The organism is Pseudomonas alloputida, assembly GCF_021283545.2.
Lineage (GTDB): Bacteria > Pseudomonadota > Gammaproteobacteria > Pseudomonadales > Pseudomonadaceae > Aquipseudomonas > Aquipseudomonas alloputida.
The window spans coordinates 5,090,341-5,115,913 of the sequence record NZ_CP128540.1 but is presented as its reverse complement, the minus strand read 5'-3'; the positions used below and the strand labels follow the sequence as shown (position 1 = coordinate 5,115,913).

Here is a 25,573-nt window from a genome sequence, read left to right as displayed (position 1 = left end):
GCAGCCTTTTCGAGTGTTGACCCGTGAGTGATTTGAGTCATATCCGCAATTTCTCCATCATCGCCCACATCGACCATGGCAAGTCGACGCTGGCTGACCGTTTCATCCAGATGTGCGGTGGCCTGTCGGCGCGCGAGATGGAAGCCCAGGTGCTCGATTCCATGGACCTGGAGCGTGAGCGCGGTATCACCATCAAGGCCCACAGCGTCACGCTTCACTACAAGGCGCAGGACGGCAAGACCTACCAGCTGAACTTCATCGATACCCCCGGCCACGTCGACTTCACCTACGAAGTCTCGCGCTCGCTGGCGGCCTGTGAGGGGGCACTGCTGGTGGTTGACGCCGGTCAGGGCGTGGAGGCCCAGTCCGTAGCCAACTGCTACACCGCCATCGAGCAGGGCCTGGAGGTCATGCCGGTCCTGAACAAGATGGACCTGCCCCAGGCCGACCCGGACCGCGTCAAGGACGAGATCGAGAAGATCATCGGTATCGATGCCACCGACGCCGTGGCCTGCAGCGCCAAGAGCGGTATGGGCGTTGACGAGGTGCTCGAGCGCCTGGTGCACACCATCCCCGCGCCAGAAGGTGAGATTGATGCACCGCTGCAAGCGCTGATCATCGACTCTTGGTTCGACAATTACCTGGGTGTGGTCTCGCTGGTGCGTGTGCGCCAGGGCCGCGTCAAGAAAGGCGACAAGATCCTGGTCAAGTCCACCGGCAAGGTGCACTTGGTCGACAGCGTCGGTGTCTTCACCCCGAAGCACACCCAGACCGCTGATCTGAAAGCCGGCGAAGTAGGCTTCATCATCGCCAGCATCAAGGACATCCACGGTGCCCCGGTTGGTGACACCCTGACCCTGTCCTCGACCCCTGAGGTCGAGGTGTTGCCAGGCTTCAAGAAGATTCAGCCGCAGGTCTACGCCGGCCTGTTCCCGGTCAGCTCCGACGACTTCGAGGATTTCCGCGACGCTCTGCAGAAGCTGACCCTGAACGACTCCTCGCTGCAGTACATGCCGGAAAGCTCCGACGCGCTGGGCTTTGGCTTCCGTTGCGGTTTCCTGGGCATGTTGCACATGGAGATCATCCAGGAGCGCCTGGAGCGCGAATATGACCTGGACCTGATCACCACCGCACCCAGCGTGATCTACGAACTGGAGTTGAAAACCGGCGAAACCATCGTCGTCGACAACCCGTCCAAGCTGCCGGACGTCTCGGCTGTGGCCGACTTCCGCGAGCCGATCGTCACCGCGACCATCCTGGTTCCGCAGGAGCACCTGGGCAACGTCATCACTCTGTGCATCGAGAAGCGTGGCGTACAGCGCGACATGCAGTTCCTCGGCAGCCAGGTGCAGGTGCGTTACGACATGCCGATGAACGAAGTGGTGCTCGATTTCTTCGACCGCCTCAAATCCACCAGCCGCGGCTATGCTTCGCTGGATTATCATTTCGATCGCTACCAGTCGGCCAACCTGGTCAAGCTGGACGTGCTGATCAACGGCGACAAGGTCGATGCCCTGGCATTGATCGTGCACCGCGACAACGCGGCCTATAAAGGCCGTGCGTTGACCGAGAAGATGAAGGAACTGATCCCTCGGCAGATGTTCGACGTAGCGATCCAGGCAGCCATTGGCGGCCAGATCATTGCGCGGACAACCGTCAAGGCGCTCAGAAAGAACGTACTGGCCAAGTGCTACGGCGGTGACGTCAGCCGTAAGAAGAAGCTGCTGGAGAAGCAGAAGGCCGGTAAGAAACGCATGAAACAGGTGGGCAATGTGGAAATTCCACAAGAAGCCTTCCTCGCCGTGCTCAGGTTGGATAGCTAGGTCCTATGTCGCTAAATTTCCCGCTGTTGCTGGTCATCGCCGTCTTCATCTGCGGTCTGCTGGGCTTGATCGACCTGCTGTTCCTGGCCCCGCGCCGGCGTGCGGCAATCGCCAACTATCAGGGCAGCGTCAGCCAGCCTGAGATGGCGGTGGTCGAACGGCTGAACAAGGAGCCGTTGCTGGTCGAGTACGGTAAGTCGTTCTTCCCGGTGCTGTTCATCGTGCTGGTGCTGCGTTCATTCCTGGTCGAGCCATTCCAGATCCCTTCGGGATCGATGAAACCGACCCTGGAAGTGGGCGACTTCATCCTGGTGAACAAATTCTCGTACGGCATTCGCCTGCCGGTGATCGACAAGAAGGTCATCGAGGTCGGTGACCCGCAACGCGGGGATGTAATGGTGTTCCGCTACCCGAGTGACCCGAATGTCAACTACATCAAGCGTGTGGTTGGCCTGCCGGGCGACGTGGTCCGCTACACCAACGACAAGCGGCTGTTCGTCAACGGCCAGCCCGTTGCCGAACAACTGGTGGGCAGCGAGCCGGGTACCCTGGGCAGTGCTCAGCTGTACAAGGAAAAGCTCGGCGCGGCCGAACACCTGATCCGCAAGGAAATGAGCCGTTATCGCATGCCGCCGGACCAGCAGTGGACCGTGCCTGCGGGCCATTACTTCATGATGGGCGACAACCGCGACAACTCCAACGATAGCCGTTTCTGGGATGACCCGAACATTCCCAAGGAACTGCACGGCATGGTTCCGGACCGGAACATTGTCGGCAAGGCCTTCGCGGTGTGGATGAGCTGGCCAGAGCCCAAACTCAGCCACTTGCCCAACCTGTCGCGGGTTGGCCTGATCCATTGATACCCATCGGCGCTGTCCAGCAGACAGCGCCGAATGCATTTCTGACATAGGCTGTGTTCTCAGGGATCGGGAGATTCGCCACACATCAATCGGCGGACCACAGCCAAACAGTCTTTCAGGATGTTGATTTGAACAACGCGTTGAACAACGATCGGGTGGCCGCATGAGTGCTTCCCTTGCCGGTCTGGAGCGAAAGCTCGGTTACACCTTCAAGAACCAGGACCAGATGCTCCTGGCACTGACCCATCGCAGTTACGCCGGGCGCAACAATGAGCGCCTGGAGTTCCTCGGTGACGCCATTCTCAACTTCGTTGCCGGCGAAGCGCTGTTCGAGCGTTTTCCGCAGGCCCGCGAAGGCCAGTTGTCGCGGCTGCGTGCGCGGTTGGTCAAGGGTGAAACCCTGGCCCGTCTGGCCCGTGGTTTTGACTTGGGCGATTACCTGCGCCTGGGTTCCGGAGAACTCAAGAGCGGCGGCTTTCGCCGCGAGTCGATCCTGGCCGACGCCCTGGAGGCACTGATTGGTGCCATCTACCTGGACGCCGATATGGACACCGCCCGGGAGCGCATCCTGGCCTGGCTGGCCGATGAGTTCGAAGGCCTGACACTGGTCGACACCAATAAAGATCCGAAAACCCGCCTGCAAGAGTTCCTGCAGTCGCGCAGCTGTGAGCTGCCGCGTTACGAAGTCGTGGATATCCAGGGTGAACCACACTGCCGGACCTTCTTCGTCGAATGCGAAGTGGTACTGCTGAACAACAAGAGCCGTGGTCAAGGCGTTAGCCGGCGTATTGCCGAGCAAGTCGCCGCCGCGTCTGCACTGATCGCCCTGGGCGTGGAGAATGGCAATGACTGATAGCAACCCGACCCGCTGCGGCTACGTAGCCATTGTCGGCCGTCCCAACGTCGGCAAGTCGACCCTGCTCAACCACATCCTGGGCCAGAAGCTGGCGATTACTTCGCGAAAGCCGCAGACCACCCGCCACAACATGCTCGGCATCAAGACCGAAGGTGATGTGCAGGCCATCTACGTCGATACCCCCGGTATGCACAAGGCCAACGACAAGGCCCTGAACCGTTACATGAACCGCAATGCCTCGGCGGCCCTCAAGGACGTCGACGTGGTTATCTTCGTGGTTGACCGTACCAAGTGGACCGACGAGGACCAACTGGTTCTGGAGCGCGTGCAGTATGTCACCGGCCCGCTGATCATCGCGGTCAACAAGACCGACCGCATGGAAGAGAAAGCCGAGCTGATCCCGCACCTGCAGTGGCTGCAAGAGCAACTGCCGAACGCCGAGGTGATGCCGATTTCCGCACAGCAGGGGCACAACCTTGACGCGCTTGAAGCACAGATCGCCAAGCACCTGCCCGAGAACGATCATTTCTTCCCCGAAGACCAGATCACCGACCGTAGCAGCCGCTTCCTGGCCGCCGAACTGGTGCGCGAGAAGATCATGCGCCAGCTGGGTGCGGAGTTGCCGTACCAGATCACGGTGGAGATCGAGGAATTCAAGCAGCAGGGCCATGTGCTGCACATTCACGCGTTGATCCTGGTTGAACGCGATGGCCAGAAGAAAATCATCATTGGTGACAAGGGCGAGCGCATCAAGCGCATCGGTTCCGAGGCGCGCAAGGACATGGAAGTGCTGTTCGATTCCAAGGTCATGCTCAACCTGTGGGTCAAGGTAAAGGGCGGCTGGTCCGACGACGAGCGCGCCCTGCGTTCGCTGGGCTACGGCGACCTGTAAGCCGCGCGCTGGTCCCTGTAGGGGCGGCCTTGTGTCGCGATAGGGCTACGCAGCAGCCCCGGCGATTTATGCTGCGAAGCTAAAAATCTGGGGCCGCTTTGCGGCCCTTTTCGCGACACAAGGCCGCTCCCACAAGGGCCAGTGCAACCCTCGGCGCGAGTGATTTTTAATGGAACAACCTGTCGGTCAGCCAGCCTACGTACTGCACAGCCGTGCCTACAAGGAAACCAGCGCGCTGGTGGACTTTTTCACCCCGCAGGGCCGCATGCGTGCCGTGTTGCGTCGCGCGCGCAGTAAGGGCGGCAGCCTGGTGCGGCCGTTCGTGTCGCTGGAGGTGGAGCTGCGTGGGCGTGGCGAGCTGAAGAATGTCAGCCGCATGGACAGCACCGGCATCGCCGCCTGGCTTCACGGCGATGCGCTGTTCAGCGGGTTGTACCTGAATGAGTTGCTGATGCGTCTGCTGCCCGCCGAAGCACCGTTTCCGACCATTTTCGAACACTACACCTTGACCTTGCAGGCCCTGGCTGAAGGCCGCCCGCTGGAACCTCTGCTGCGTTCGTTCGAATGGCGGCTGCTTGATGAGCTCGGGTATGCGTTTTCATTGAACCAAGACGTCAACGACCAGCCGATTGCCGCCGACGGCCTGTATCGCCTGCGCGTGGATGCCGGCCTGGAGCGGGTCGAGCTGTTGCAGCCCGGCCTGTTTCGTGGGATCGAGTTGCTGGCCCTGGCTGAAGCCGACTGGGACGCACCTGGCGCCTTGCTCGCTGCAAAGCGGCTGATGCGCCAGGCACTGGCAGTTCACCTGGGGGCAAAACCGCTGGTCAGCCGGGAACTGTTTCGCAAGCGCTGATCAGGACGTATGCTGTTGGGCTCAATCTTCAGGAGAGCCTTTCGTGACTCACAGCAACCGCATGCTTCTTGGCGTCAACATCGACCACGTGGCGACCCTGCGCCAGGCCCGTGGCACGCGCTACCCTGACCCGGTCAAGGCTGCCCTGGACGCCGAGGAAGCAGGCGCCGATGGCATCACCGTGCACCTGCGTGAAGACCGCCGGCACATCCAGGAGCGTGACGTTGTGCTGCTCAAGGATGTGCTGCAGACCCGCATGAACTTCGAGATGGGCGTCACCGAAGAGATGATGGCCTTTGCCGAAAAGATTCGCCCGGCGCACATCTGCCTGGTACCCGAAACCCGTCAGGAGCTGACCACCGAAGGTGGCCTGGATGTGGCAGGCCAGGAAGCGCGGATCAAGGCTGCAGTCGAACGGCTGGCGCGTACCGGTGCCGAGGTGTCGCTGTTCATCGACGCCGACGAACGGCAGATCGAGGCCTCGCGTCGGGTTGGCGCACCGGCCATCGAGCTTCACACCGGCCGTTATGCCGATGCCGAAACCCCCACCGAAGTGGCTGAAGAGCTCAAGCGGATCGTCGAGGGTGTGGCGTTTGGCGTGGGGCATGGGCTGATCGTCAATGCCGGTCACGGGCTGCATTACCACAACGTCGAGGCGGTGGCGGCGATCAAGGGTATCAATGAGTTGAACATTGGCCATGCGCTGGTGGCGCATGCCTTGTTTGTCGGCTTCAAGGCTGCTGTGGCCGAGATGAAGGCGCTGATCGTGGCGGCTTCGCGCTGATTGTTGGTCGCCTGTACCGGCCTTTTCGCGGGCAAGCCCGCGAAGAGGCCAGCACAGGCGGCCGATCACTCGGCAGGAAACACCAGGGTAAACCGGGTAGGCCCCAGGGGGCAGCTGCTGACCTCGACCCGCCCGCCATGCAACTGCATGATCGACTTCACGATCGCCAACCCCAACCCGGTCCCGCCCTCCAGCCGCGAACGCCCCGAACCTACCCGGTAAAACCGCTCGAACAAGCGCGACTGGTGCTCTGCAGGCACACCCGGACCCTGGTTCTCCACGGATAGAATGACTTCGCTGCCCGAGCGTTCGATGCGCAGAGCCACGGGTTTACCCTCGGGACTGTGCCGTATGGCGTTGCTCAACAGGTTCGACAGTGCCCGCTGAAACATCAGCCGGTCTCCCAGCGCTGTCCCCCAGCCCTGAACACGTAGCTCAATTTCTTTCAGCTCGGCACTGTAGGCAAACAGCTCGACAACCCGCGCTGCCTCGTCGGACAGCGCCAAGGGTTTCAACGCAACCTGCGTATGCGGCTGGCTGACCTGGGCAAGAAACAGCATGTCGTTGATGATGCGGTTGAGCCGGGTCAGTTCTTCGATGCTGTCTTCAAGCACTTCCCGATAGTTGGCGTTGTCCCGCTCACGGGCCAGTGTCACCTGCGCCTTGCCCATCAGGTTGCTCAACGGTGTGCGCAGTTCATGGGCCAGGTCGTCAGAGAACTGCGACAGCTGCCTGACACCTTGGTCGAGTCGATCGAGCATCACGTTGATACTGCCGGCCAGGTCTGCCAGTTCCTGCGGCAGGGAGGTAGCGGGCAGGCGATGCTGCAGGTCCTGGGCCGACACCTGCCCGGCAATGCGCCGGAAGTGCCGCAATGGTTTCAGGCCGCGCTGCATCAGCCACCATGCCCCCGCACCAATCAAAACCAGTAGCAGTGGCAAGGCGAGCAATGTCGAGTGCAGGTAGGCTTGCAGCAGGGCGTTGTCGTCGGCGCGGTTGAGCGACATCATCACCTTGACAGGGGTGTTGTCGCGCAGGCGCATCAACCGGGTAACGGTGAGGATCTGGTTACCGCCGCTGTCACGCCAGGCGTGAAAGGCCAGGCGCGCATCGGTGTGCAGTTCACCGACCCGCGATTCCAGGGCCGGGCCGAGGCTGAGCAGGTGGGGGTGGTGGCCGTCGAGAGCCAGCACACTGAGGCTTAGGTTGTCATGCCCCATCACCAGGTCCAGCAGTGGATGGGCGCGGCTGCCCAGGTCCTCGCTGCGCAGGTCGACACGCAGGTTGTGCTCGACCTGAAGCATCTTGCGCGCCAAATCCTTGCGCGCGCGGCTGTCCAGTTCGTGATCCAGGGCAAACACGGCCAGGCAGGCCAGCAGCAGCACCAGTGCGGCGCCCATCAATGTGACGCTCAGGCCCAGGCGTAACGACAGGCTGGCGTTTTTCAAAGGCGAGCCTCAAGTACGTAGCCCACACCACGCAGGGTATGGATCAGCTTGTTGTCGAACGGGTCGTCGATCTTCGCCCGCAGGCGCCGGATCGAGACCTCGACCACGTTGGTGTCGCAGTCGAAGTTCATGTCCCACACCAGCGAGATGATCTGCGTGCGCGACAACACTTCGCCAGTCTGGCGCATTAGCAGGTGCAGCAGGGCGAACTCCTTGGCGGTCAGGTCGATGCGCTGCCCGGCGCGGTAGGCGCGGTGGCGGCCGGGGTCCAGTTCCAGGTCAGCGACGCGCAGGGTGCTGGGCTGCAGTTGCTGGTCGTTGCGGCGTAGCAGGCTGCGGATGCGCGCCAGTAGCTCAGGGAACTCAAAGGGCTTGAGCAGGTAGTCATCCGCGCCCAGGTCCAGGCCTTTTACCCGGTCGGCCAAGCGACCGTGGGCGGTCAGCATCATGATGCGTGTGGCCGATTCGGCACGTAGCCGCTGCAGCACGGTCCAGCCATCGATTTCGGGCAGGTTGACGTCGAGGATGACCAGGTCATACGCCTGTTGGCGTGCCAGGTGCAGGCCGTCGGTGCCTGTGTGGGCGCAGTCGACCACGTAACCGTTCTCGCGAAGGCCCTGTTGCAGGTAGTCGGCGGTACGCAGCTCGTCCTCGATGATCAGTAGGCGCATGGGGGGCTCGGTATGTTGAAAGGGGACGATTCTTGACCCTGTAGTGACATCAGGGTCAAGCGCCCCAATGTTACGGCATGAAAAAAGGCCTGCGGTGCAGATAACGGATTTGTAATTCTGCTGTTATCTGGCTGTCTGTTCGGGCCTCTTCGCGAGTAAACCCGCGCCTGTAGGAACGGGTTTACCCGCGAAGAGGCCCGAACAGTCCACACAAGGCCACATTGCAGGACTGTAATCCCCGCCTCACCTTGCCGTTAGCCAGCCCTCGCTAGGATGGCCGTGTCTGATCGGTTATTACGAGGCAAACACGATGAACCTGACCAAATACCTGCTGTTGGCCACCCTTGCCCTGGGCAGCGCCAGTGTTTATGCCGAGGGCGGTGCGGAGCGCTCGAAGCAGTTCTGGCAAGCCTTCCGCGAAGACCAGCAGCGACTGCATGGCGACAAGCAACAGGCTGTTGCCGAGCGCGAGCGCAAGGCGCAAGAGAAGGCGCGTGAGGTGGCCAAGGATTGAGGTATCGACACCTGCGCCGCGACGGCTCCTCGCCGCAGGTGTATTCAGGCGCCCCTGCGGGCGCCTTTTTTATTTGCGCGCCAGCAGGGTGGCGCGGCGTGGGGCAGGCAGGCCTTCGACGGTCTTGCTGTGGTCGTTCGGGTCGAGGAAGTCGCTGAGTGACTGGTAGCGCATCCAATCGGTGCTGCGCTGCTCCTCGACGCTGGTCACGCTCACGTCGACGCAGCGCACATCGCTGAAGCCGGCACGGCGCAACCAGCGGGCCAGCGCCGGTACCGACGGCAGGTACCAGACGTTGCGCATCTGTGCGTAGCGGTCTTCAGGCACCAGCACCTGGTTTTCGTCGCCCTCGATAACCAGCGTTTCCAGCACCAGCTCGCCACCTTTGACCAGGCAGTCCTTGAGCGCCAGCAGGTGCTCGATGGGCGAGCGGCGGTGATAGAACACGCCCATGGAAAACACGGTATCGAAACCTTCCAGGTTGGCGGGCAGGTCTTCCAGGGCGAACGGCAGGTGCCAGGCCGGCAACTCCGGCAGGTATTGCTGCACGGCCTGGAACTGGCAGAAGAACAGCCAGTTGGGGTCGACCCCAATCACCATGTCTGCGCCGGCGCCGAGCATGCGCCACTGGTAGTAGCCATTGCCACAGCCCACGTCGAGTACGCGCTTGCCCTGGAGGTCCAGGTGCGGGCCAACCCGTGACCACTTCCAGTCCGAACGCCATTCGGTGTCAACGTGCACGCCAAACAGGTCGAACGGCCCCTTGCGCCAGGGCGACAGGCCCATCAGTGCCTGGCGCATCTGCGCGCGGGTGGCGTCGTCGCAGTCGCAATCCAGACGCAACCCGTTGACCAGGTCGATTTCACTGGGTTGCAGGGCGGGCAGGGCTTCCAGCGCCCCGCGCCAGCGGTCGAGGTCACCGTGACCCTTTTCCAGCTTGGCGTCCAGTTGTGCTTGCAGGCCTTGCGACCAGGAAGCCAGGGGCGTGCCCGCCAGGCGGCGGACGAGGGGAGACAGATCGATCATGGCAGGGCTATCAACGAGGCGAAGTTAAGGCATTGGAACCAAGGCACCACTTTCGAGAAGCCGGCTGCGCGCAGGCGTTCCTGGTGGGTTTCGAGTGTATCGGGCTTCATCACGTTTTCGATGGCGCTGCGCTTCTGGGCGATTTCCAGTTCGCTGTAGCCATTGGCCCGTTTGAAATCCAGGTGCAGTTCATTGAGCAGGTCCTGCTCTTGTTCATCGGCGAAGCGCAGCTTCTCCGACAGAATCAGCGCGCCGCCGGGCAGCAGCGCCTGGCGGATTCGCCCGAGCAGTTCTAGGCGCTGGTCAGGGGCGATGAACTGCAGGGTGAAGTTCATCGCCACTACCGAGGCGGGCTCGAAGGGCAGGGCAAGGATATCGGCTTCCAGTACTTGCACTGGCAGCAACTCCTGGAACATCGAATCCTGCGCAGTGAGGTACTGGCGGCAGCGCTCGACCATGGCGGCGGAGTTATCAACCGCGATTACCCTGCAGCCGTCGCTGCGCACATGGCGCCGCAGCGACTGGGTAACGGCACCCAGCGATGCGCCCAGATCGTACAGTGCGGTGCCTGGCTGGGCGAACCGAGCGGCCAGTACCCCGAGGTTCTCGACAATGGTTGGATAACCGGGCACCGAGCGCTTGATCATGTCCGGGAACACACGCACGACGTCTTCGTTGAAGACGAAGTCGGGCACCTGCTCCAGTGGTTGGGAGAAAAGGCGGTCGGGTTGTTTGCTCACGGCGAATCCAGGCGGCTGGTGATAGGCAGGGGGCGCATTCTAGCCAAACCGCAGCCGGGATGCATGGTTGGCTGACCAGCGCTTTGCGTTCAATTGACCCGAATGGCGCAATCGAAGGTCTGCACCGGGCGCACTTCCGGGGCCCAGGGTTGCTGGTAGACCAACACCAGGTTCCCTTCGCCCGTAGCGCGGGCCTGGAAGCGCCAGGTCGATAGGCCCGAGCTGCCGACGATACCGGTGTCTTCAGGCGCGCTGTAAACCTCGGGGCCAAGGCTTTGCAATACGTTGGGCGCCGGGTTCTGTACCAGCCAGCGGTAGCCGGTGGTGGGGTTGCTGGGCAGGGTAAGCGTGAGGATCTGGCCGACCTGCAGGCGCTTGGGGCATTCGCTTTCGGCGTCCAGGTCAACGGGCTGCGAGGATTGTTGCGCGCAAGCAGAAAGCAGGGCGAAGCTCAGGGGAACGAGCAGACGAGGAGAGGTCATGGTGGCTCCGAAGGCTGGCGATGGCCTGAGGATACCCGATGATCGAGGAAATTTGTGCTGCCTGTGCCGGTCCTTTCGCGAGTAAGCCCGCGCCTGCAGGGGTAGCGTACCCGTGCAGGTGCGGGCTTGCCCGCGAAGAGGGCGGTGCAGGCTAGAACAGCACTTTCGCCACGTCGGCAAAGCGCTTGGCGAAATGCACTGTCAGGCCTTCGCGCAGGTAGTCCGGCAGTTCTTCGAAGTCGCCGCGGTTGGGCTCCGGCAGGATCAGTTCGAAAATCTTCTGCCGCCGCGCCGCAATCACCTTCTCGCGCACGCCGCCAATCGGCAGTACATGGCCGGTGAGGGTCAGCTCGCCCGTCATGGCGACACCTTTTTTGGCAGACTGGTCGCGGGCCAGTGAGAGCAAAGCGCTGGCCATTGTGATGCCGGCACTGGGGCCGTCTTTGGGCGTGGCGCCTTCGGGTACGTGCAGGTGGATGAACGCTTCGTTGAAGAAACCTGGATCCCCGCCAAATTGCTTGAGGTTGGAGCTGATGTAGCTGTAGGCAATTTCGGCAGACTCCTTCATCACGTCACCCAGCTTGCCGGTCAGCTTGAAGCCGCGGTTGTGGGTGTGGATGCGGGTCGCCTCGATCGGCAGCGTGGCGCCGCCCATGCTGGTCCAGGCCAGGCCGGTGATGACGCCTTTGCCAGCCAGTACCTGCTCGCTGCGGAACACCGGTATGCCGAGTGCGGTTTCCAGGTCCTTGGTGCCGATCTTAAGCTTGGCGTCGGGGTTTTCCAGCAGCTTGACCACGGCCTTGCGCACCAGTTTGCCCAGTTGCTTCTCCAGCTGGCGCACGCCGGCCTCGCGGGCATAACCGTCGATCACCAGGCGCAGGGCGCTGTCGCTGATGCTGAGGCTGGTCTTGGAAACGCCGGCCTTTTCCAGCTGCTTGGGCCACAGGTGGCGCTTGGCGATGGTCATTTTTTCTTCGGTGATATAGCCGGACAGGCGGATCACTTCCATGCGGTCGAGCAACGGCCCGGGTATTGAATCGAGGGTGTTGGCAGTGCACACGAACAGCACCTTGGACAAGTCCAGGCGCAGGTCGAGGTAGTGGTCGAGGAAGTCGACGTTCTGCTCGGGGTCGAGGGTTTCCAGCAACGCTGAGGCCGGGTCGCCCTGGTAGCTCTGGCCCATCTTGTCGATTTCGTCGAGCATGATCACCGGGTTCATCACTTCGACGTCTTTCAGGGCCTGCACCAGCTTGCCGGGCTGGGCGCCGATATAGGTGCGGCGGTGGCCCTTGATCTCGGCTTCATCACGCATGCCGCCGACGCTGAAGCGATAGAACGGCCGGCCGAGCGATTCGGCGATGGACTTGCCGATGCTGGTCTTGCCCACCCCGGGCGGGCCCACCAACAGCACGATCGAGCCGCTGATCTCGCCTTTCCAGGCGCCCACGGCGAGGAATTCGAGGATGCGCTCCTTGATGTCGTCGAGGCCGGAGTGGTACTGGTCGAGGACTTTGCGCGCATGCTTGAGGTCGAGCTTGTCTTTGCCGTACACGCCCCACGGCAGGGCGGTGGCCCATTCCAGATAGTTGCGGGTGACGGCGTATTCGGGTGAGCCGGTTTCCAGGATGGCCAGTTTGCCCATCTCTTCATCGATGCGCTTGCGTGCCTGCGGTGGCAGGGTCTTGCCTTCCAGGCGCTGTTCGAACTGTTCAAGGTCGGCGCTGCGGTCGTCCTTGGTCAGCCCCAGCTCTTGCTGGATGACCTTGAGTTGTTCCTTGAGGAAGAACTCGCGCTGGTGTTCGCCGATCTGCCGGTTGACCTCGGCCGAGATCTCGTTCTGCAAGCGCGCGACTTCCACCTCTTTGCGCAGCATTGGCAGTACCTTTTCCATGCGTTTGAGCATGGGCACGCAGTCGAGCACTTCCTGCAACTGATTGCCGGTGGCCGAGGTGAGCGCGGCGGCGAAGTCGGTGAGCGGCGAAGGGTCGTTGGGGCTGAAGCGGTTGAGGTAGTTCTTCAGCTCTTCGCTGTACAGCGGGTTGAGCGGCAGTAGCTCTTTGATCGCGTTGATCAGCGCCATGCCGTAGGCTTTGACCTCGTCGGTCGGCTCGGCGGGCTGGCGCGGGTATTCGACTTCGACCAGGTAGGGCGGGCGGTGGTGCTTGAGCCAGTTGCGGATGCGCACCCGGGACAGGCCCTGGGCGACGAACTGCAATTTGCCGTTTTCGCGGCTGGCATGGTGCACCTTGACCAGCGTGCCGTACTGCGGCAGTGCCGAGGTGTCGAAGTGGCGGTGGTCTTCTGGCGGGGTGTCCATGAAGAACAGCGCCAGGCAGTGGTCCGGTGACTTGGCTACCAGGTCGAGCGTTTCGGCCCAGGGCTCTTCATTGACGATCACCGGCAGTACCTGGGCCGGGAAGAACGGGCGGTTGTGGATCGGGATGACGTAGACCTTGTCCGGCAGCTGTTGACCGGGCAGGGCGAGGGCGTGGCTGACTTCGGCCTGGAGGGTGTGTTCGACTTCGCTGTGTTCGTCAGGGTGTTCGGGGAAATCCTGCTGGTCGCTCATGGGGCACCTGCGTGAATGACTATGGTGCTTAGATGGGGCGGGGAGGGATGGGTTTCAATGGTTCGGGAGCAGCCTTGTGTCGCGATTGGGCTGCGCAGCAGCCCCAGAATCCATCCAGCATTCTAGATCGTTGGGGCCGCTGCGCGACCGAAACGCGACACAAGGCCGCTCCCTCAGGGTTGAGCCTGCGGGAGCGGTGTCGCTTACTCGGCTAATTTGTAAGCAATGATGTAATCGCCCATCTTGGTGCCCAGCGAGCCATGGCCGCCGGCAGTCACCAGCACGTACTGCTTGCCGTCCTTGCCGGTGTAGCTCATCGGCGTAGCCTGGCCACCCGCTGGCAGGCGTGCTTTCCACAACTCCTTGCCGTTGTTCACGTCATAGGCGCGCAGGTACTGGTCGAGCGTGCCGCTGAGGAAGCCGACGCCACCGGCGGTGACGATCGAGCCACCCATGCTCGGCACGCCAACCGGCAGGCCGATCGGTAGCGGGGTGCTGTCGCGGGTGGTGCCGTTCTTGTGTTTCCACACCACCTTGTTGGTGAACAGGTCGATGGCGGCGACGTAGCCCCAGGCGGGTGCCTGGCACGGTACACCGAGCGGCGACATGAACGGGTGCATGATCACTGCATACGGTGCGCCGGTGTTCGGCTGCACGCCGCTGGTCTCGCTTTCGCGCTTGCTGCCTTCGGCAACCTGCTCACGCGGGACCATCTTCGACACGAACGCCATGTAGTTGGGCGAAGTGAACAGCAGCTGGCGCACCGGGTCGACCGACACGCTGCCCCAGTTGAATACACCGACGTTGCCGGGGTAGACCAACGAACCTTGTTCGGATGGCGGGGTGTACTGGCCTTCGTAGCGCAGTTCGCGGAACTGGATGCGGCACAGCATCTGGTCGAAAGGCGTGGCGCCCCACATGGCCTGTTCGGTCAGCTCTGGGCCGAGCAGGTTGAGGTCGGAGCGGGCCTGGGTGGGCGAGGTGTGGTCGCCTTCCACTGCGCCTTGTGGGGTGGGGATCTCGCGGATCGGCACGATTGGCGTACCGTCGCGGCGGTCGAGCACGTACAGGCTGCCTTGCTTGGTCGGTACGATGATCGCCGGTTTCACACCATCGTCGGTTTTCAGGTGTACCAGGGTCGGCTGGCTGCCGACGTCCATGTCCCACAGGTCGTGGTGGGTGAACTGATAGTTCCAGCGTGCCTTGCCGGTGGCCAGGTCAAGGGCGACCACGCCGGCGCTGTACTTCTCGGCGCCCGGGGTGCGGTCGGCGCCCCACTGGTCCGGGGTCTGGTTGCCCAGCGGCAGGTAGATCATGCCAAGGTCTTCGTCGACGCTGGCGATCGACCACATGTTGGCCGAGTTGCGGCTGTACATTTTGCCGGCAGCCAATGGCTTGGTGTCGTCCGGGTTGTTACTGTCCCAGTTCCACACCAGGTGGCCGTCGTGCACGTCGTAGGCGCGGATCACCCCGGACGGCTCATTGGTCGACTCGTTGTCGGTGACGTGGCCACCGATGATCACCAGGTCACGGGTAATCGCAGCAGGCGAGGTGGAGTAATAGCCGCCGGCGGTGAATGGGCCAATGCCGGTGGTGAGGTCGATCACGCCCTGGTTGGCGAAGCCTTCGCAGACCTTGCCGTTGTCGGCGTTGATGGCGATCAGGCGGGCATCCGCGGTAGGCAGATAGAGGCGACGCGGGCAGGCTTGGGCCACGGCCTGGCCTGCATCGGTAATTTTCGGCGCCGGGCTGCCGTCGCGGCTGACGTAGCGGTTTTCGTCATAGTACGAGACGCCACGGCAGGTCATGTGGGCAAAGCCCTTGAAGGTGCCGGTCGGGCTCTTGACCTGCGGGTCGTAGCGCCAGATTTCTGCGCCAGTGTCCGGGTCCAGCGCCAGCAGGCGACTGTGCGCGGTGCAGGCGTAAAGCATGCCGTTGACCTTCAGCGGGGTGTTCTGGTTGGTCAGCTCCACCGGGTCGTTTTCGGTTGGCAGATCACCGGTGCGAATGCGCCAGGCTTCTTCCAGACGGTAGGCGTTCTGCGGGGTGATCTGGCGCAGCGGCGAGTAGCGGTCGCCATGCTCGGTACGGCCGTAGGCCTGCCATTCGCCGTCGGGCATGGCCGGGGCGGCGCTGGCCATTTCGCTGCTGTCGCGGCCCAGTTCGCCGAACACTTCACCGGGATGGGTGAACTGGCTGGCCAGCGCGCAAGCGCCCGAAGCGACCACTGCCACGCCGAGCAGTGCAGTGTTGGCTTTGCTGGCTGGGCCGATCAGCGGGCGACGTGCCCACGGCAGCAGCAACACCACGCCGATGGCGAACCAGATAGCCAGCCGTGGCACCAGTTGCCACCAGTCCAGGCCTACTTCGAACAGGGCCCACACGGTGCTGCCCAGCAGCACCAGGCCATACAGGCCCAGGGCGATCTGGCGTTGGGCCAGCAGCAGGACGCCCGAAAGGGCAAAGCCAATACCGGCGATCAGGTAGTACAGCGATCCGCCCAGCTGGCTCAGCTTGATACCGCCGGCCAGCAGGGCCAGGCCCATCAGCAACAGCAGCGCGCCAATCAGGCGCGGTAGCCAGCGGCTTCCTTGGTTCGCACCTTCAGTGCTCATCGTAGGTTCTCCGTCAGGTCAAAAAAGGGGTTAGAAACTGCTCTGGATCTTCAGGCCGCCGATCAGGGCGCCATCGACCTGCGACACCCCGCCCGGGTGGCGGATGTACTGCAGGTTGGGGCGTACCGTGAGCCAGTCGGCCAAGTGAATGCCGTAATACAGCTCGGCGCTGTACTCGGTGTCCTGCACTGGCAGGAAGCCCGGGTTGTCGTAGTCATAGAGGCCGGCGGCCTGGTTGACCAGGCGGGCGTTCTTGCGATAGGCAGGGTTGACGTGCACGCGGGCCAGGGCGAAACCGATGTCGTCCTTGGCGCGGGCATCGAAAGGCCCTTTGAATACCAGTCCTGCCTGCACATAGTTGTCGATGGCATTGGTCTTTTTGTCATGCACCGTGGCGTTGGCGAACACGCTCAAGCCGCGCGACTGGTCGGACGCCAGCGAGGTGACCTGCTGCTGGGCGCCAATCCACAAGCCGTGCTTGCTCGAACTGCTGCGGTAGGCGGCGCCGCTGAGGGCGGCCGGCTGACCGTTGCTGTCCTTGAGAACATCTTGTGCCTTGGCATTACTGTAGTAGTAGCCGGCACGATATTCCCCTTTCAAGCCTTGGATACGTGGGGTCCATACCAGTTCGAACGGCATTACCGCACCCTGGGTGCCGCTGCCGCTGAGCTTGAAACCATTGCCGGATTCGAGGTTGGAAGGGTTCTGCTCGAAGACGCCGACCTGGGCGTACAGCTCGGGGGTAAGGTTGTAGCGCACGCGCAGGGCCCACTGGCTGACTGGCCAGTTGTACCAGATGCCACCCACCCAGTTGCCCACCTGCGAGCCGCAGAAAGCCAGGTTCTGGAAGTCGCAAGGGAAGCTGTTGAAGTCCTCGCCTTCACCAAAGCGGCCGAATTTCACATCCAGCGCACCGTCGAAGTACTTCTGCTTGATCCACATCTGCGTCAGTCGCCAGGTTTCGCCGCGGCCCCAGACTTCCTGGGCGGAGGTGAAGCCGCCGACACGCGGGTCGTTGATGCGGTCGTTGCTGATGTTGTCGCCGTGGCGCTCGGTGACGGTCAGCTGGAATTCGGTGTCGTGCCAGCCGAGGATCTTCTCCAGGTCCAGGTGGCTGCCGAAGGTGAACTGGTCGCTGTAGCGCGCGGTGCGGTCGTGGTCGTAGCCGCCGTGCAGGTTGCTGCCCATCTCGCCGGTGTAGCCAAGGGTGAAGTCGTAGCCCTTTTCCAGCAGTTCGCTGCGGGTTCCACCCCAGTCGCCGAGCATCCAAGGGGAGTCGCTGGCGAACATTTCGCTGGCGCCGGCGGGGGTTGCCAAGGCACTGAGGGCCAGGCCGATGTAGCAGGTTTTAGGCAGTTGGAACATGAGATAGCGCTATCTTTTGATTATTGAAAAAAACGGCAAGCGCATCGAAGGGCGGGCCCCTCAATGGATATGGCGACAAGATTGTTCGATGAAGCGTTTCAGCTTGCGGCGGGGAGGATATAGGGGAAGTTATAAGAAAAAAAGACAAATTGTCGCAGAGGATTGTTGTTGAACGGGCAACAGTCGTCATTAATCGAGGCAGGTGTAGGAGCGGGTTCACCCGCGAATGCGCCGGTTGCCCTACCATCGTATTCGCGGGTGAACCCGTTCCTACACCGATCTTCGTCGCTTGTGGTTCAGAAGGTGGTACGCAACCCGACTTCCACGCTACGCCCCGGCGCCGGTGCGATATCGCGCAGGATCGAACTGGCATAGCGCACGGTCTGGTCGGTCAGGTTTTCGCCGCGCACAAACGCCAGCCACTGGCTCTGGCCAATGTCGAAGCGGTAGCCAACGCTCGCGCCCAAGGTGGTGTAGCCATCGGTGCTGGTTTCGTTGGCGGGTTTGCGGTGCTGCGACGCAGCGTGCTGCACGTCTACCCGCGCCTGCCAGCGGTCCAGCTCCCAGACCAGGCCGCTGTTCAGGCGCAGCGGGGCGATGCGGGGCAGTGGCTCGCCACTGTCGAGGTTCTTGGCTCGGGTATAGTCACCGGACAACTCCAGCGCGAAGCTGCCGTAACGGTTCTCGGCCAACTGCCAGCGGTCCTGGGCCTCGATGCCGTAGAAGCGCGCCCGCACGCCTTGGTACTGGTATTCCGGGAAGCCCTCATGATCATGATCATGATCGTGATCCTCCTCCTCATGGTCATGCTCGCCTTCGCGGGTGTTGCCGGTGCCAATCAGGCCGATGTAGTTGCGAAAGTGGCTGTAGAACAACCCAACACTGCCCTTGTGGGTGCCGTTGTCGAAGCGCAGCGCCAGGTCGGCGGAAATGGCCTTTTCCTTGTTCAGGCTGGCGTCACCGACTTCAAACGCGCCGGTGGCTACGTGCGCGCCATTGGCGTACAGCTCGTAAAAGGTAGGGGCGCGCTCGGTGTAGCCGAGGTTGGCGGCCAGCGACCAGATTGGGTCGAGCTGGTACACAGCCCCCGACGACAGGCTGAAGGCGTTGAAGCTGCTGGCGCTGTCGGCGTCGACGAAGTTCTCGTTGCCTTTGGCGTCCGGGTCTACGCGGGTGTGCTCCATGCGCGCGCCCAGGCTCAGGTTCAGGCGTTCGGTGGCTTGCCACTGCTCCAGCATGAACAGCGCCAGGCTGTCGGTATCGGTGTGCGGGACGAAGGCTTCCTCGCCCAGGGCGGAGAATTCGTTGCGGCTGACCTGGGCACCGATCACCCCTTCAATCGGCCCGAGCGGCTGGTGACGGGCTTCGATGCGGGCTTCGTAGCCCTTGTTCTTGAAGGTGGTATGGACCTCGCCTTCCTCGATTTCGCTGTGTTCGTAGTCGGTGTAACCAGCATCTACCTTGACCGAGCTGAACGGGCCGTCGAGATCGCGCAGTTCGGAGGCGAAGGCGTAGTGATCCTGTTTCATGTCCAGGCGCACGCCGGACTCGGCCACCGAGCCGTAGTTGCTGTCGTAGCGGCTGTACGACAGGCCGGCGTAGCCGTGGTCCCAGTGGTAGGCACCACCGATTGCGCCGCCGTCCTGGCGACCGTCGCTGTTTTCCAGGCGGTGTTTGCTGCCGGGCTCGTCGGCATCGCGCACCTTGGCGCTGCGTGCATAGCCCGGGATGCGCAGGTCGTTGAACTGGCGGCTGTTGGCATCCAGGTGCAGGGCGAAGGCGCCGTCGCCGGCCTCCAGCTTGCCGGCGCTGCTGCGAGTGGTGTCGGCGCCGCCGTAACGCAGTTCACCGGCACCGTGGATGCCCTCGATCGGCGAGTCCGGGATGCGGTTGTCGAAGGTGTTGACCACCCCGCCAATGGCGTTGCCGCCGTAAAGCAGGGCGGCCGGGCCACGGACGATTTCGACGCGCTCGACGGTTACCGGGTCCAGCGGCACGGCATGATCGTAGGACAGCGACGAGGCATCCAGGGCACCGACGCCATTGCGCAGGATACGAATGCGGTCGCCATCCAGGCCGCGGATCACCGGGCGGCTGGCGCCAGGGCCGAACCAGGTAGAGGCGACACCGGGCTGCTTGTTAAGGGTTTCACCCAGGCTGCCGTGCTGCTGTTGCAGCAGGTTGTCGCCTTCGAGCACGGTGCTGGGGGCGGCCAGTTGGCGGTTACCCAGCGGGTTGGCGGTGATGACCTGCGGCTCAAGTTCTACGGCCTGGCTGGGGGATGCAGCCAGCCAGAGTGCGACGGCAAGGGGGGAAAGGCGAAGCGGTGTGTACAGCATGGGGATGGGGCGTTCCTTGGCAGATGCTTTTTAGTGTTACAACATAACATAACTATTCCATCACAGAGGTTTTGCCTCTGACCAGCGATTTTTCTGTCGACTCGACGGATCCCTCCCACCACTACACTCGTGTAAGGTGCGCATCTTTCCTACGGAGCACAGCATGAGCACGGCCCAACACAACGCGCTGCACGGCAAGACCCTTGAACAGATCCTCACCGAGCTGGTGGCGCATTACCAATGGCATGGCCTGGCCGAGCGCATCGATGTGCGCTGCTTCAAGAGCAACCCGACCATCAAGTCGAGCCTGACGTTCCTGCGCAAAACACCGTGGGCGCGGGAGAAGGTCGAGCAGCTGTACGTGAAGCTGCAGCGTCAGGCCTGACATGTCGCGTCGCCCTTGGCTGACCGGCATGGCGGTGCTGGGCTGGTTCGGCCTGGCCGTGCAGGTGAACCTGGTACTGCTGGCGCGTTGGCAGGAACAGGCCAGCCTGATTGGTGGCCTGATCAATGTGTTCGGCTACTTCACCGTGCTGACCAATACCCTGGTGGCGACGGTGCTCAGCTATGCCGCATTCGGTAGGGAAGGCCGTGGCAAACGCTTTTTCCTGTCGCCCTCGGTAAGCTCTGCAGTGGCCGCCAGTATCGTGCTGGTGGCGCTGGCCTACAGCGTGCTGCTGCGTCATTTGTGGCAACCACAGGGTTGGCAATGGCTGGCGGACGAGTTGCTGCACGACGTGATGCCGGTGCTGTATGCCTTGTACTGGTGGAGCGAGGTGCCCAAGGGCAGTTTGCGGCTATGGCATTTGCTGGTGTGGGCGGTGTACCCGGCGGTCTACTTTGGTTATGCGTTGTGGCGGGGGAGTGAGATTGGCGTCTATGCCTACCCGTTCATCGATGTGGCCAGCCTGGGGTATGGGCAGGTGATGCTCAACGCCCTTGGGGTGCTGGCGGGTTTCTGGGGGATAGGGCTGGTGTTGCTTGGGCTGGATCGGTGGCGGGGGCTGCACAGGCTGGCTTGACCTGTAGCGGCCTCTTCGCGGGCAAGCCCGCCCCCGCAGAGAAATCACAAGCCCAAGGGCTGTGGTATTCGCTGTGGAAGCGGGAGGCACGCGGCCCGGGTGTCAGCAGCAGGGCACAAGATTGCTGATATCCCCAAATGGCCAGGGCCGCGATGGCGTCTTAGTGCTTCTTCCCTTGCATGCTCGAAACCCATTGCTCGCTGCGACTATGCCCACTGGTTCTCAACACGCCCAGGTCCAGCGCATTTTCCCCATCCGCCGCCATTTTGCTTTTGGCTATCTCGGCGATTGCCGTGCCCAGATCCACCGGTGAGTTGGACGCATCCAACGACAGGTCTCGGCGATAGTCATTGCCGCTTAGCGTTTCCTGGGTGACCGAGTTGGCGTCGAGCCTCACGTCGCCTTTGGCCGACTGTAAGCGTGCCCCCACCAGATGAGCGTTGCCACCGACCTGCAGGTCGATGCCGTCGCTGCTTTTAAGCGTGGTCTGACGCGCCACATTGTCACGCTGTGCATGCGACACGTCGAGGCTGACGGTCGGCGAGAACCCTGGGTCTGCCTTGCTCAGGGCCGAACCGGCCTTTTTCTCGACCTTGCCTCCCAGCGGCCCTGCCACCGATTTGGCCGCATTGACATAGCCCTGCGGGTTTTTCTCCTGGCTCAGCCTGACATCGCCTTTCACGCTCAGGGTGTTGACGTTGTCCTTGAGGCTGGCGATGCGCAGGTCACCGTCGATTGTGCCGCCAATATGCCCTGCATCCAGGGTGGCACTCTCGATGCGGGTATCGCCGCGGCTTTGCAGGTCGATGCGCTCGGCGCGCAGGTCACTGGTATTCCAGGTGAGGTTATCGCGCTTGTCGAGCTCTACCTTGAGCCGGCCATGCAGGCCGCGGGTGTCCAAGGCGCCCTTGGCCATGTTGAAACCGGCGCCGGCCGAGATGTCGAGGTTGTCGCGTCGCTCCTGGCTGGAAGAGGCTTCAACCAGCATGCCGCCATTCGAGGCGTCGAGGGTGATCTGTTCGGCCGAGGCCTGCAGGCCTTGCAGGTGCAGGGCGATGTCCTCGCGGGCGCTGCTGGTCAGGGTCAGTGTGCCGTTGCTGGCAAACTGGGCATCGACCGCCTGACGTGCATGTTCGTCCTGCTTGCCGTGGCTGAAGTGGCCGCCTATGGCTCCCCCCTGGGTCTGGCCAGCCTTGGCCGCCAGCTCCATGCCGCCACCCAGGTTGCTGCCTGTGGCCTGCTGGGTGTTGCTGGCCGCCTTGACCTGCAACTGGCCGCCACTTTGCACCTGTATGTCGCCGGCCTTGGCCTCGCGGCTACCAATGCGCGTGCCTTCGAGCAACAGGTCGCCTGTGCTGGTCAGCTTTACCTCGCCCTTGGCGTCGATTTGTGCCACTTGTGCCTTGCCCTGCGTGCTCAGCTTTTGGCCATGGTCCAGATACCCCCGGCCATCGACACCGGTGCTGCCCGGGCGGTTGCCGACTTTGGCCCAGGCATTGCCATCGAGCTGGCGTGACTGCTGTTCGGCCTTGTCGGTCGCCTGGGGTAGGGCGAGCGACCCTGCACTGTGCATGACCACGCTGCCTTCGCCGCCATCGATGCGGGCCCCTTCGTAGCGGCCATCGCTGCCCAGCTGTACCTGGATACCCTGTTGCCCGTAAAGGCTGCCGGGCACGGCGGTGCTGGCGGTATCCTTTTTATCCAGCGACCCCCCTTTGCCGGCGGCGCGTACATTCAGGTCTTCGCCGGTGCTGGTGTCCAGGCGCGCATCGCCACCATAGGCCAGGCGTTGAACGGTGGTTTCCTGGGTATTTTCGGCGGCGCTCACCTGATGCTGCTGCGCCTCGATTTTCAGCGAGCCGGCATTGGCCCGCCAGGCTGTGCCCTGGTCGGCCAGTGTGTCAGCCTTGACCTCGACCTTTGCTGCGGACAACTCGCTGACCTGAGCAATTCCACGGCGCTGGTTTTCCAGGCGCTTGAGGTGTTCGACCGTCATGTCGGCCCCCACGCTGGGAGGTGCCATGGCGTCTTCGGGCGAAGCTTGCTGGAAGCGCGGGGCTTCCTCACCCAGCACCAGGCGTTCGATAGGGCGGGTCAGGTCGCGGTATTCGATACTGGCGCCCAGGCTACCCGACCAGTCGTCACGGCTTTGTTCATGTTCATGGGTATCCTGAGCTGCACGGTTGTCGATGCGTTTGGCGGTCACCTGCAGGGTGTTGCCGGCCTCGACGTGCGCGGCCTCGGTGAGCAGTGCATCACTGCGCAATTTCAGATCGCCGCTGGCCTGCAACTCGCTGCGCTGCACCTTGCTGTCGCGATCGGCTTGCACCTCGCGGTTGTGATGGCCTTCGAACAAGCTGCCCAGGCGGTCGATGCCACCGGTTACTGTCAACCCGCCACCACTTTCGGTGGTGCTGGTGGCTACGTCACGGTCGTTGCGGGTCGCCCCCAGTGTCACTTCCCGCGCCTGCACATCGAGATCGCCGGCAGTGGCCTGGACCTTGCTGCCGTTGACCTGCAGGTGCGCGCTGCTGTTCATGCCCACCGAGGCGCCCTTGAGCTCACTGGCAACCTGGTTGGTCGTGCGCTGCTTGCTGGTGCTGGTCACGACCTCATACGCCACGCCAGCCGCGTACTGGCGAGACTCGGGCTTGCCATCCTCGGCTTCCTGGGTCTGTCTGGCGTTGGCCGTGAAACCCCGTTGTTGGTCGCGGGTTTCGCGTTCATCGACCGATTGCGCACTGCCAATCAACAGGTCGCCTTTGGCCTCGACTTGCAGATGCTTGCCAGCTTCGACCTTGGCGCCCTGAATACGCATCTCTTCGGCGCTGGCCAGGCGCAGGTTGCTGGTCGAGCTGACGTCGCTGACCAGTACCTGCTGTTTGCGGTCCGTGCTTTCGTGCTTGCTGCCGATCAGGCCGAACAGTTTACTGTCGCTGGTGCGCTGGGTGGAGGTCGTGCTGCCATGGTCTGCCTCGATGGCCAGCGAACCGTTCTCGCTGTAGAGCACCGCGTCCTGTTTACCGAACACGGTGCTGCCTTTGATGGTGACCTGGTCGGCACTCACAGTGAGCTCGCCATCGCTGGTTATCGTGCTGCCCGCGACGACCTGGCCCTCAGTGTCGTTACCTTTGCGGTCACCAAAGAATGTGCCGGACACCAGGTCGCCTCGGTAGTCGCGTTGGGTACCGTGTTCCTGCAAGGTGGTGGTGCCGATGTCGGCCTGTTTCGCCTGGATAGCCAGATCGCTGCGGCTGTGCAGGCTGCTGCCCTGTACGTTGAGGTTGTCGCTTGCCTTTATCGACATGTGCCCGGCGCTCAGGGTACTGCCCTTTGCGGTTTCCTTGAGCTGGTCGCTATCGCTGTCACCGCGCCATAAATCCTTGCGATGACGCACCTGCTGTTCGGTGCGTTTGCTGTCGATGCCGGCGAGGATGTCCAGGCCGGCACCGCTGTCGACCGTCAGCTCGTTACCGGCGTCCACCTTCGCGGCGGTCATGCGCATGTCGTCGCCGGACTGCAACAGCACGCTCTCAGTGCCCAGCAATTGACTGCCCTGTTGTTGCTTGTGGGTGGTGGTGGTCTTGCGGTTGTAGGTTTCACGGGTGACGAACCAGAACTTCTTGTTCCAGCTGTCACTGTCGTGCTTGATGTGCTCGATTGTCTTGGCGTCCAGGGTGAGCTTCTTGCCAGCCCTTGCTTCGATCCGCGGGGCCTGGCCGTCAACCGTTTCAAGCATCAGGTCATCGGCAGCGGTGAGTTTCAGTACGCCACGCTCGCTGCGCAGCTCGGTCGGGCGGTCGCCACTGCCGCTGACATGCAGGCCCCCGGCCGAGCTGATGTCGACCCCTTCGGTGCCCAGAATCTGCGAGGCCCCCACACGCACACCCGCGCCTTCGGTAGTACTTACCACACGGATACGCCCGGCGCGCATGGCGCCGAACAGGCTGGCATCAATGCTCGTGGAGGGGCTGGGCAGGTGTTCGACCACCTCGCCGCTGCGGCTGTCGATACGGTTGCGGCCGACAGTGATGTCGAGCGTTTCGCTGGCCATGAGCAAGCCTTTGCTGTCCACGCGCGGTGCGATCAGTTCGAGTGCGCCACCGGCATTGCCCTGGCCATACTCCAGTACCTGCAGGGTGCCACTGGCCGTGAGCGTATCGAGGTACCTGAGCTGTTGCTCCTCGAATTGCGGGGTGCCCACCACGAAGCCTGCGCGGGTGGTGTTGATGAAACTGCCGCCATTGAGGGTGATGCCATTGGGGTTGGCCAGTATGTAGTCGGCCGGGCGCCCGAAGATTTCCTGCGGCCCCTCGATCAGCGAGGCGTTGCGGCTGATCACTTCGTTAAGAATGGTCGAGGCGGCCTGGCCCTGGAACTGCGGGTTGGCCGCCAGGGCGCCGGCCAGTTGCGACTGCCCGGCTGCGGTGGCGTTGTTCAGCACCAGGCCCGGGGTGGCAACGTTGTAGTCGATGAACTGGTTGTGTGACAGCCCCGTGGCGTTGGGCGGCACGATGTCGATGACCGGCACCCCGTGGCCGTTATGGATGACCGGGGTCCCCCCGGGGCCGCTGGCTGCTTCCAGTCCTGTCTGAGCCAGTGCGGCGCTGGGCCCGAGCACGGCGAGGAAGATTGCCCAGCGCAAGGTATCCGGGCGAACAGGCGGTAACTGCGAGAGTGTTTGCATTTTCTCGTTCTCTTTGTTGTGGGTGAA

General features: G+C 62.7%; 19 protein-coding genes. 9 read left to right on the top strand and 10 right to left on the bottom strand.

The window, feature by feature from the left end:
* The first annotated feature begins 23 nt into the window (after positions 1–23).
* The 6 genes from lepA (at position 24) to pdxJ (ending at position 6,068) form a co-directional block, all read left to right on the top strand.
* Positions 24–1,823 (top strand): translation elongation factor 4, encoded by a 1,800-nt coding sequence (gene lepA, locus LU682_RS23725; RefSeq protein ID WP_010952535.1) that lies wholly within the window; start codon positions 24–26, stop codon positions 1,821–1,823.
* Positions 1,824–1,828: 5 nt separating this feature from the next.
* On the top strand, positions 1,829–2,683 hold the full coding sequence (lepB, locus tag LU682_RS23720) for a signal peptidase I (RefSeq protein ID WP_003252057.1): 855 nt from the start codon (positions 1,829–1,831) through the stop codon (positions 2,681–2,683).
* A gap of 163 nt (positions 2,684–2,846) precedes the next feature.
* On the top strand, positions 2,847–3,536 hold the full coding sequence (gene rnc, locus LU682_RS23715; protein WP_003252059.1) for a ribonuclease III: 690 nt from the start codon (positions 2,847–2,849) through the stop codon (positions 3,534–3,536).
* A complete protein-coding gene (gene era / locus LU682_RS23710; RefSeq protein WP_020193177.1) occupies positions 3,529–4,431 on the top strand; it encodes a GTPase Era in 903 nt (300 codons plus the stop codon). The genes rnc and era overlap by 8 nt, the downstream gene beginning before the upstream one ends.
* Positions 4,432–4,600: 169 nt before the next feature.
* On the top strand, positions 4,601–5,284 hold the full coding sequence (recO, locus tag LU682_RS23705; protein ID WP_010952537.1) for a DNA repair protein RecO: 684 nt from the start codon (positions 4,601–4,603) through the stop codon (positions 5,282–5,284).
* Between the two features lie 61 nt (positions 5,285–5,345).
* On the top strand, positions 5,346–6,068 hold the full coding sequence (gene pdxJ / locus LU682_RS23700; protein WP_246745495.1) for a pyridoxine 5'-phosphate synthase: 723 nt from the start codon (positions 5,346–5,348) through the stop codon (positions 6,066–6,068).
* A gap of 65 nt (positions 6,069–6,133) precedes the next feature.
* On the opposite strand, the gene LU682_RS23695 is transcribed toward pdxJ, so the two are convergent.
* Entirely contained in the window at positions 6,134–7,516 is a 1,383-nt protein-coding gene (locus tag LU682_RS23695) for a heavy metal sensor histidine kinase (RefSeq protein ID WP_060488854.1), read from the bottom strand.
* Positions 7,513–8,187 (bottom strand): heavy metal response regulator transcription factor, encoded by a 675-nt coding sequence (locus LU682_RS23690; protein ID WP_003252070.1) that lies wholly within the window; start codon positions 8,185–8,187, stop codon positions 7,513–7,515. Before LU682_RS23690 ends, LU682_RS23695 begins: the two co-directional genes overlap by 4 nt.
* Before the next feature lie 310 nt (positions 8,188–8,497).
* On the opposite strand from LU682_RS23690, the gene LU682_RS23685 reads away from it, so the two are divergent.
* Positions 8,498–8,701, top strand: a complete 204-nt coding sequence (locus LU682_RS23685; protein WP_003252072.1) for a hypothetical protein — start codon at positions 8,498–8,500, stop codon at positions 8,699–8,701.
* A 69-nt stretch (positions 8,702–8,770) separates the two neighbouring features.
* Here LU682_RS23685 and cmoB read toward each other — a convergent pair whose 3' ends face one another.
* The 7 genes from cmoB to LU682_RS23650 form a co-directional block, all read right to left on the bottom strand.
* Positions 8,771–9,727 carry a tRNA 5-methoxyuridine(34)/uridine 5-oxyacetic acid(34) synthase CmoB gene (cmoB, locus tag LU682_RS23680; RefSeq protein ID WP_010952540.1) on the bottom strand — a complete coding sequence of 319 codons (957 nt, stop codon included), beginning with the start codon at positions 9,725–9,727 and terminating at the stop codon, positions 8,771–8,773.
* Positions 9,724–10,467 (bottom strand): carboxy-S-adenosyl-L-methionine synthase CmoA, encoded by a 744-nt coding sequence (gene cmoA / locus LU682_RS23675; protein WP_010952541.1) that lies wholly within the window; start codon positions 10,465–10,467, stop codon positions 9,724–9,726. Before cmoA ends, cmoB begins: the two co-directional genes overlap by 4 nt.
* Before the next feature lie 89 nt (positions 10,468–10,556).
* The gene (locus LU682_RS23670; protein ID WP_049587373.1) at positions 10,557–10,949 is read right to left on the bottom strand and encodes a protease inhibitor I42 family protein; all 393 of its coding nucleotides are present in this window, start codon (positions 10,947–10,949) and stop codon (positions 10,557–10,559) included.
* A gap of 151 nt (positions 10,950–11,100) precedes the next feature.
* Positions 11,101–13,518, bottom strand: coding sequence for an endopeptidase La (gene lon, locus LU682_RS23665; RefSeq protein ID WP_232857186.1), 2,418 nt, complete (start codon positions 13,516–13,518; stop codon positions 11,101–11,103).
* A gap of 203 nt (positions 13,519–13,721) precedes the next feature.
* Entirely contained in the window at positions 13,722–16,133 is a 2,412-nt protein-coding gene (locus tag LU682_RS23660; protein ID WP_010952544.1) for a glucose/quinate/shikimate family membrane-bound PQQ-dependent dehydrogenase, read from the bottom strand.
* Between the two features lie 30 nt (positions 16,134–16,163).
* Positions 16,164–17,498, bottom strand: coding sequence for a carbohydrate porin (locus tag LU682_RS23655; RefSeq protein ID WP_010952545.1), 1,335 nt, complete (start codon positions 17,496–17,498; stop codon positions 16,164–16,166).
* Positions 17,499–17,794: 296 nt separating this feature from the next.
* On the bottom strand, positions 17,795–19,837 hold the full coding sequence (locus tag LU682_RS23650) for a TonB-dependent receptor (protein WP_010952546.1): 2,043 nt from the start codon (positions 19,835–19,837) through the stop codon (positions 17,795–17,797).
* 163 nt (positions 19,838–20,000) lie between these two features.
* Here LU682_RS23650 and LU682_RS23645 point away from each other — a divergent pair, with 163 nt between their 5' ends.
* Together LU682_RS23645 and LU682_RS23640 are read left to right on the top strand one after the other, a co-directional pair.
* Positions 20,001–20,222, top strand: coding sequence for a VF530 family protein (locus LU682_RS23645; RefSeq protein WP_012053596.1), 222 nt, complete (start codon positions 20,001–20,003; stop codon positions 20,220–20,222).
* 1 nt (position 20,223) lies between these two features.
* Complete coding sequence (locus tag LU682_RS23640; protein WP_010952548.1) at positions 20,224–20,859, top strand: Pr6Pr family membrane protein; 636 nt, start codon at positions 20,224–20,226, stop codon at positions 20,857–20,859.
* 160 nt (positions 20,860–21,019) lie between these two features.
* Here LU682_RS23640 and LU682_RS23635 read toward each other — a convergent pair whose 3' ends face one another.
* Entirely contained in the window at positions 21,020–25,546 is a 4,527-nt protein-coding gene (locus LU682_RS23635) for a hemagglutinin repeat-containing protein (RefSeq protein WP_010952549.1), read from the bottom strand.
* Between the last annotated feature and the right edge of the window lie 27 nt (positions 25,547–25,573).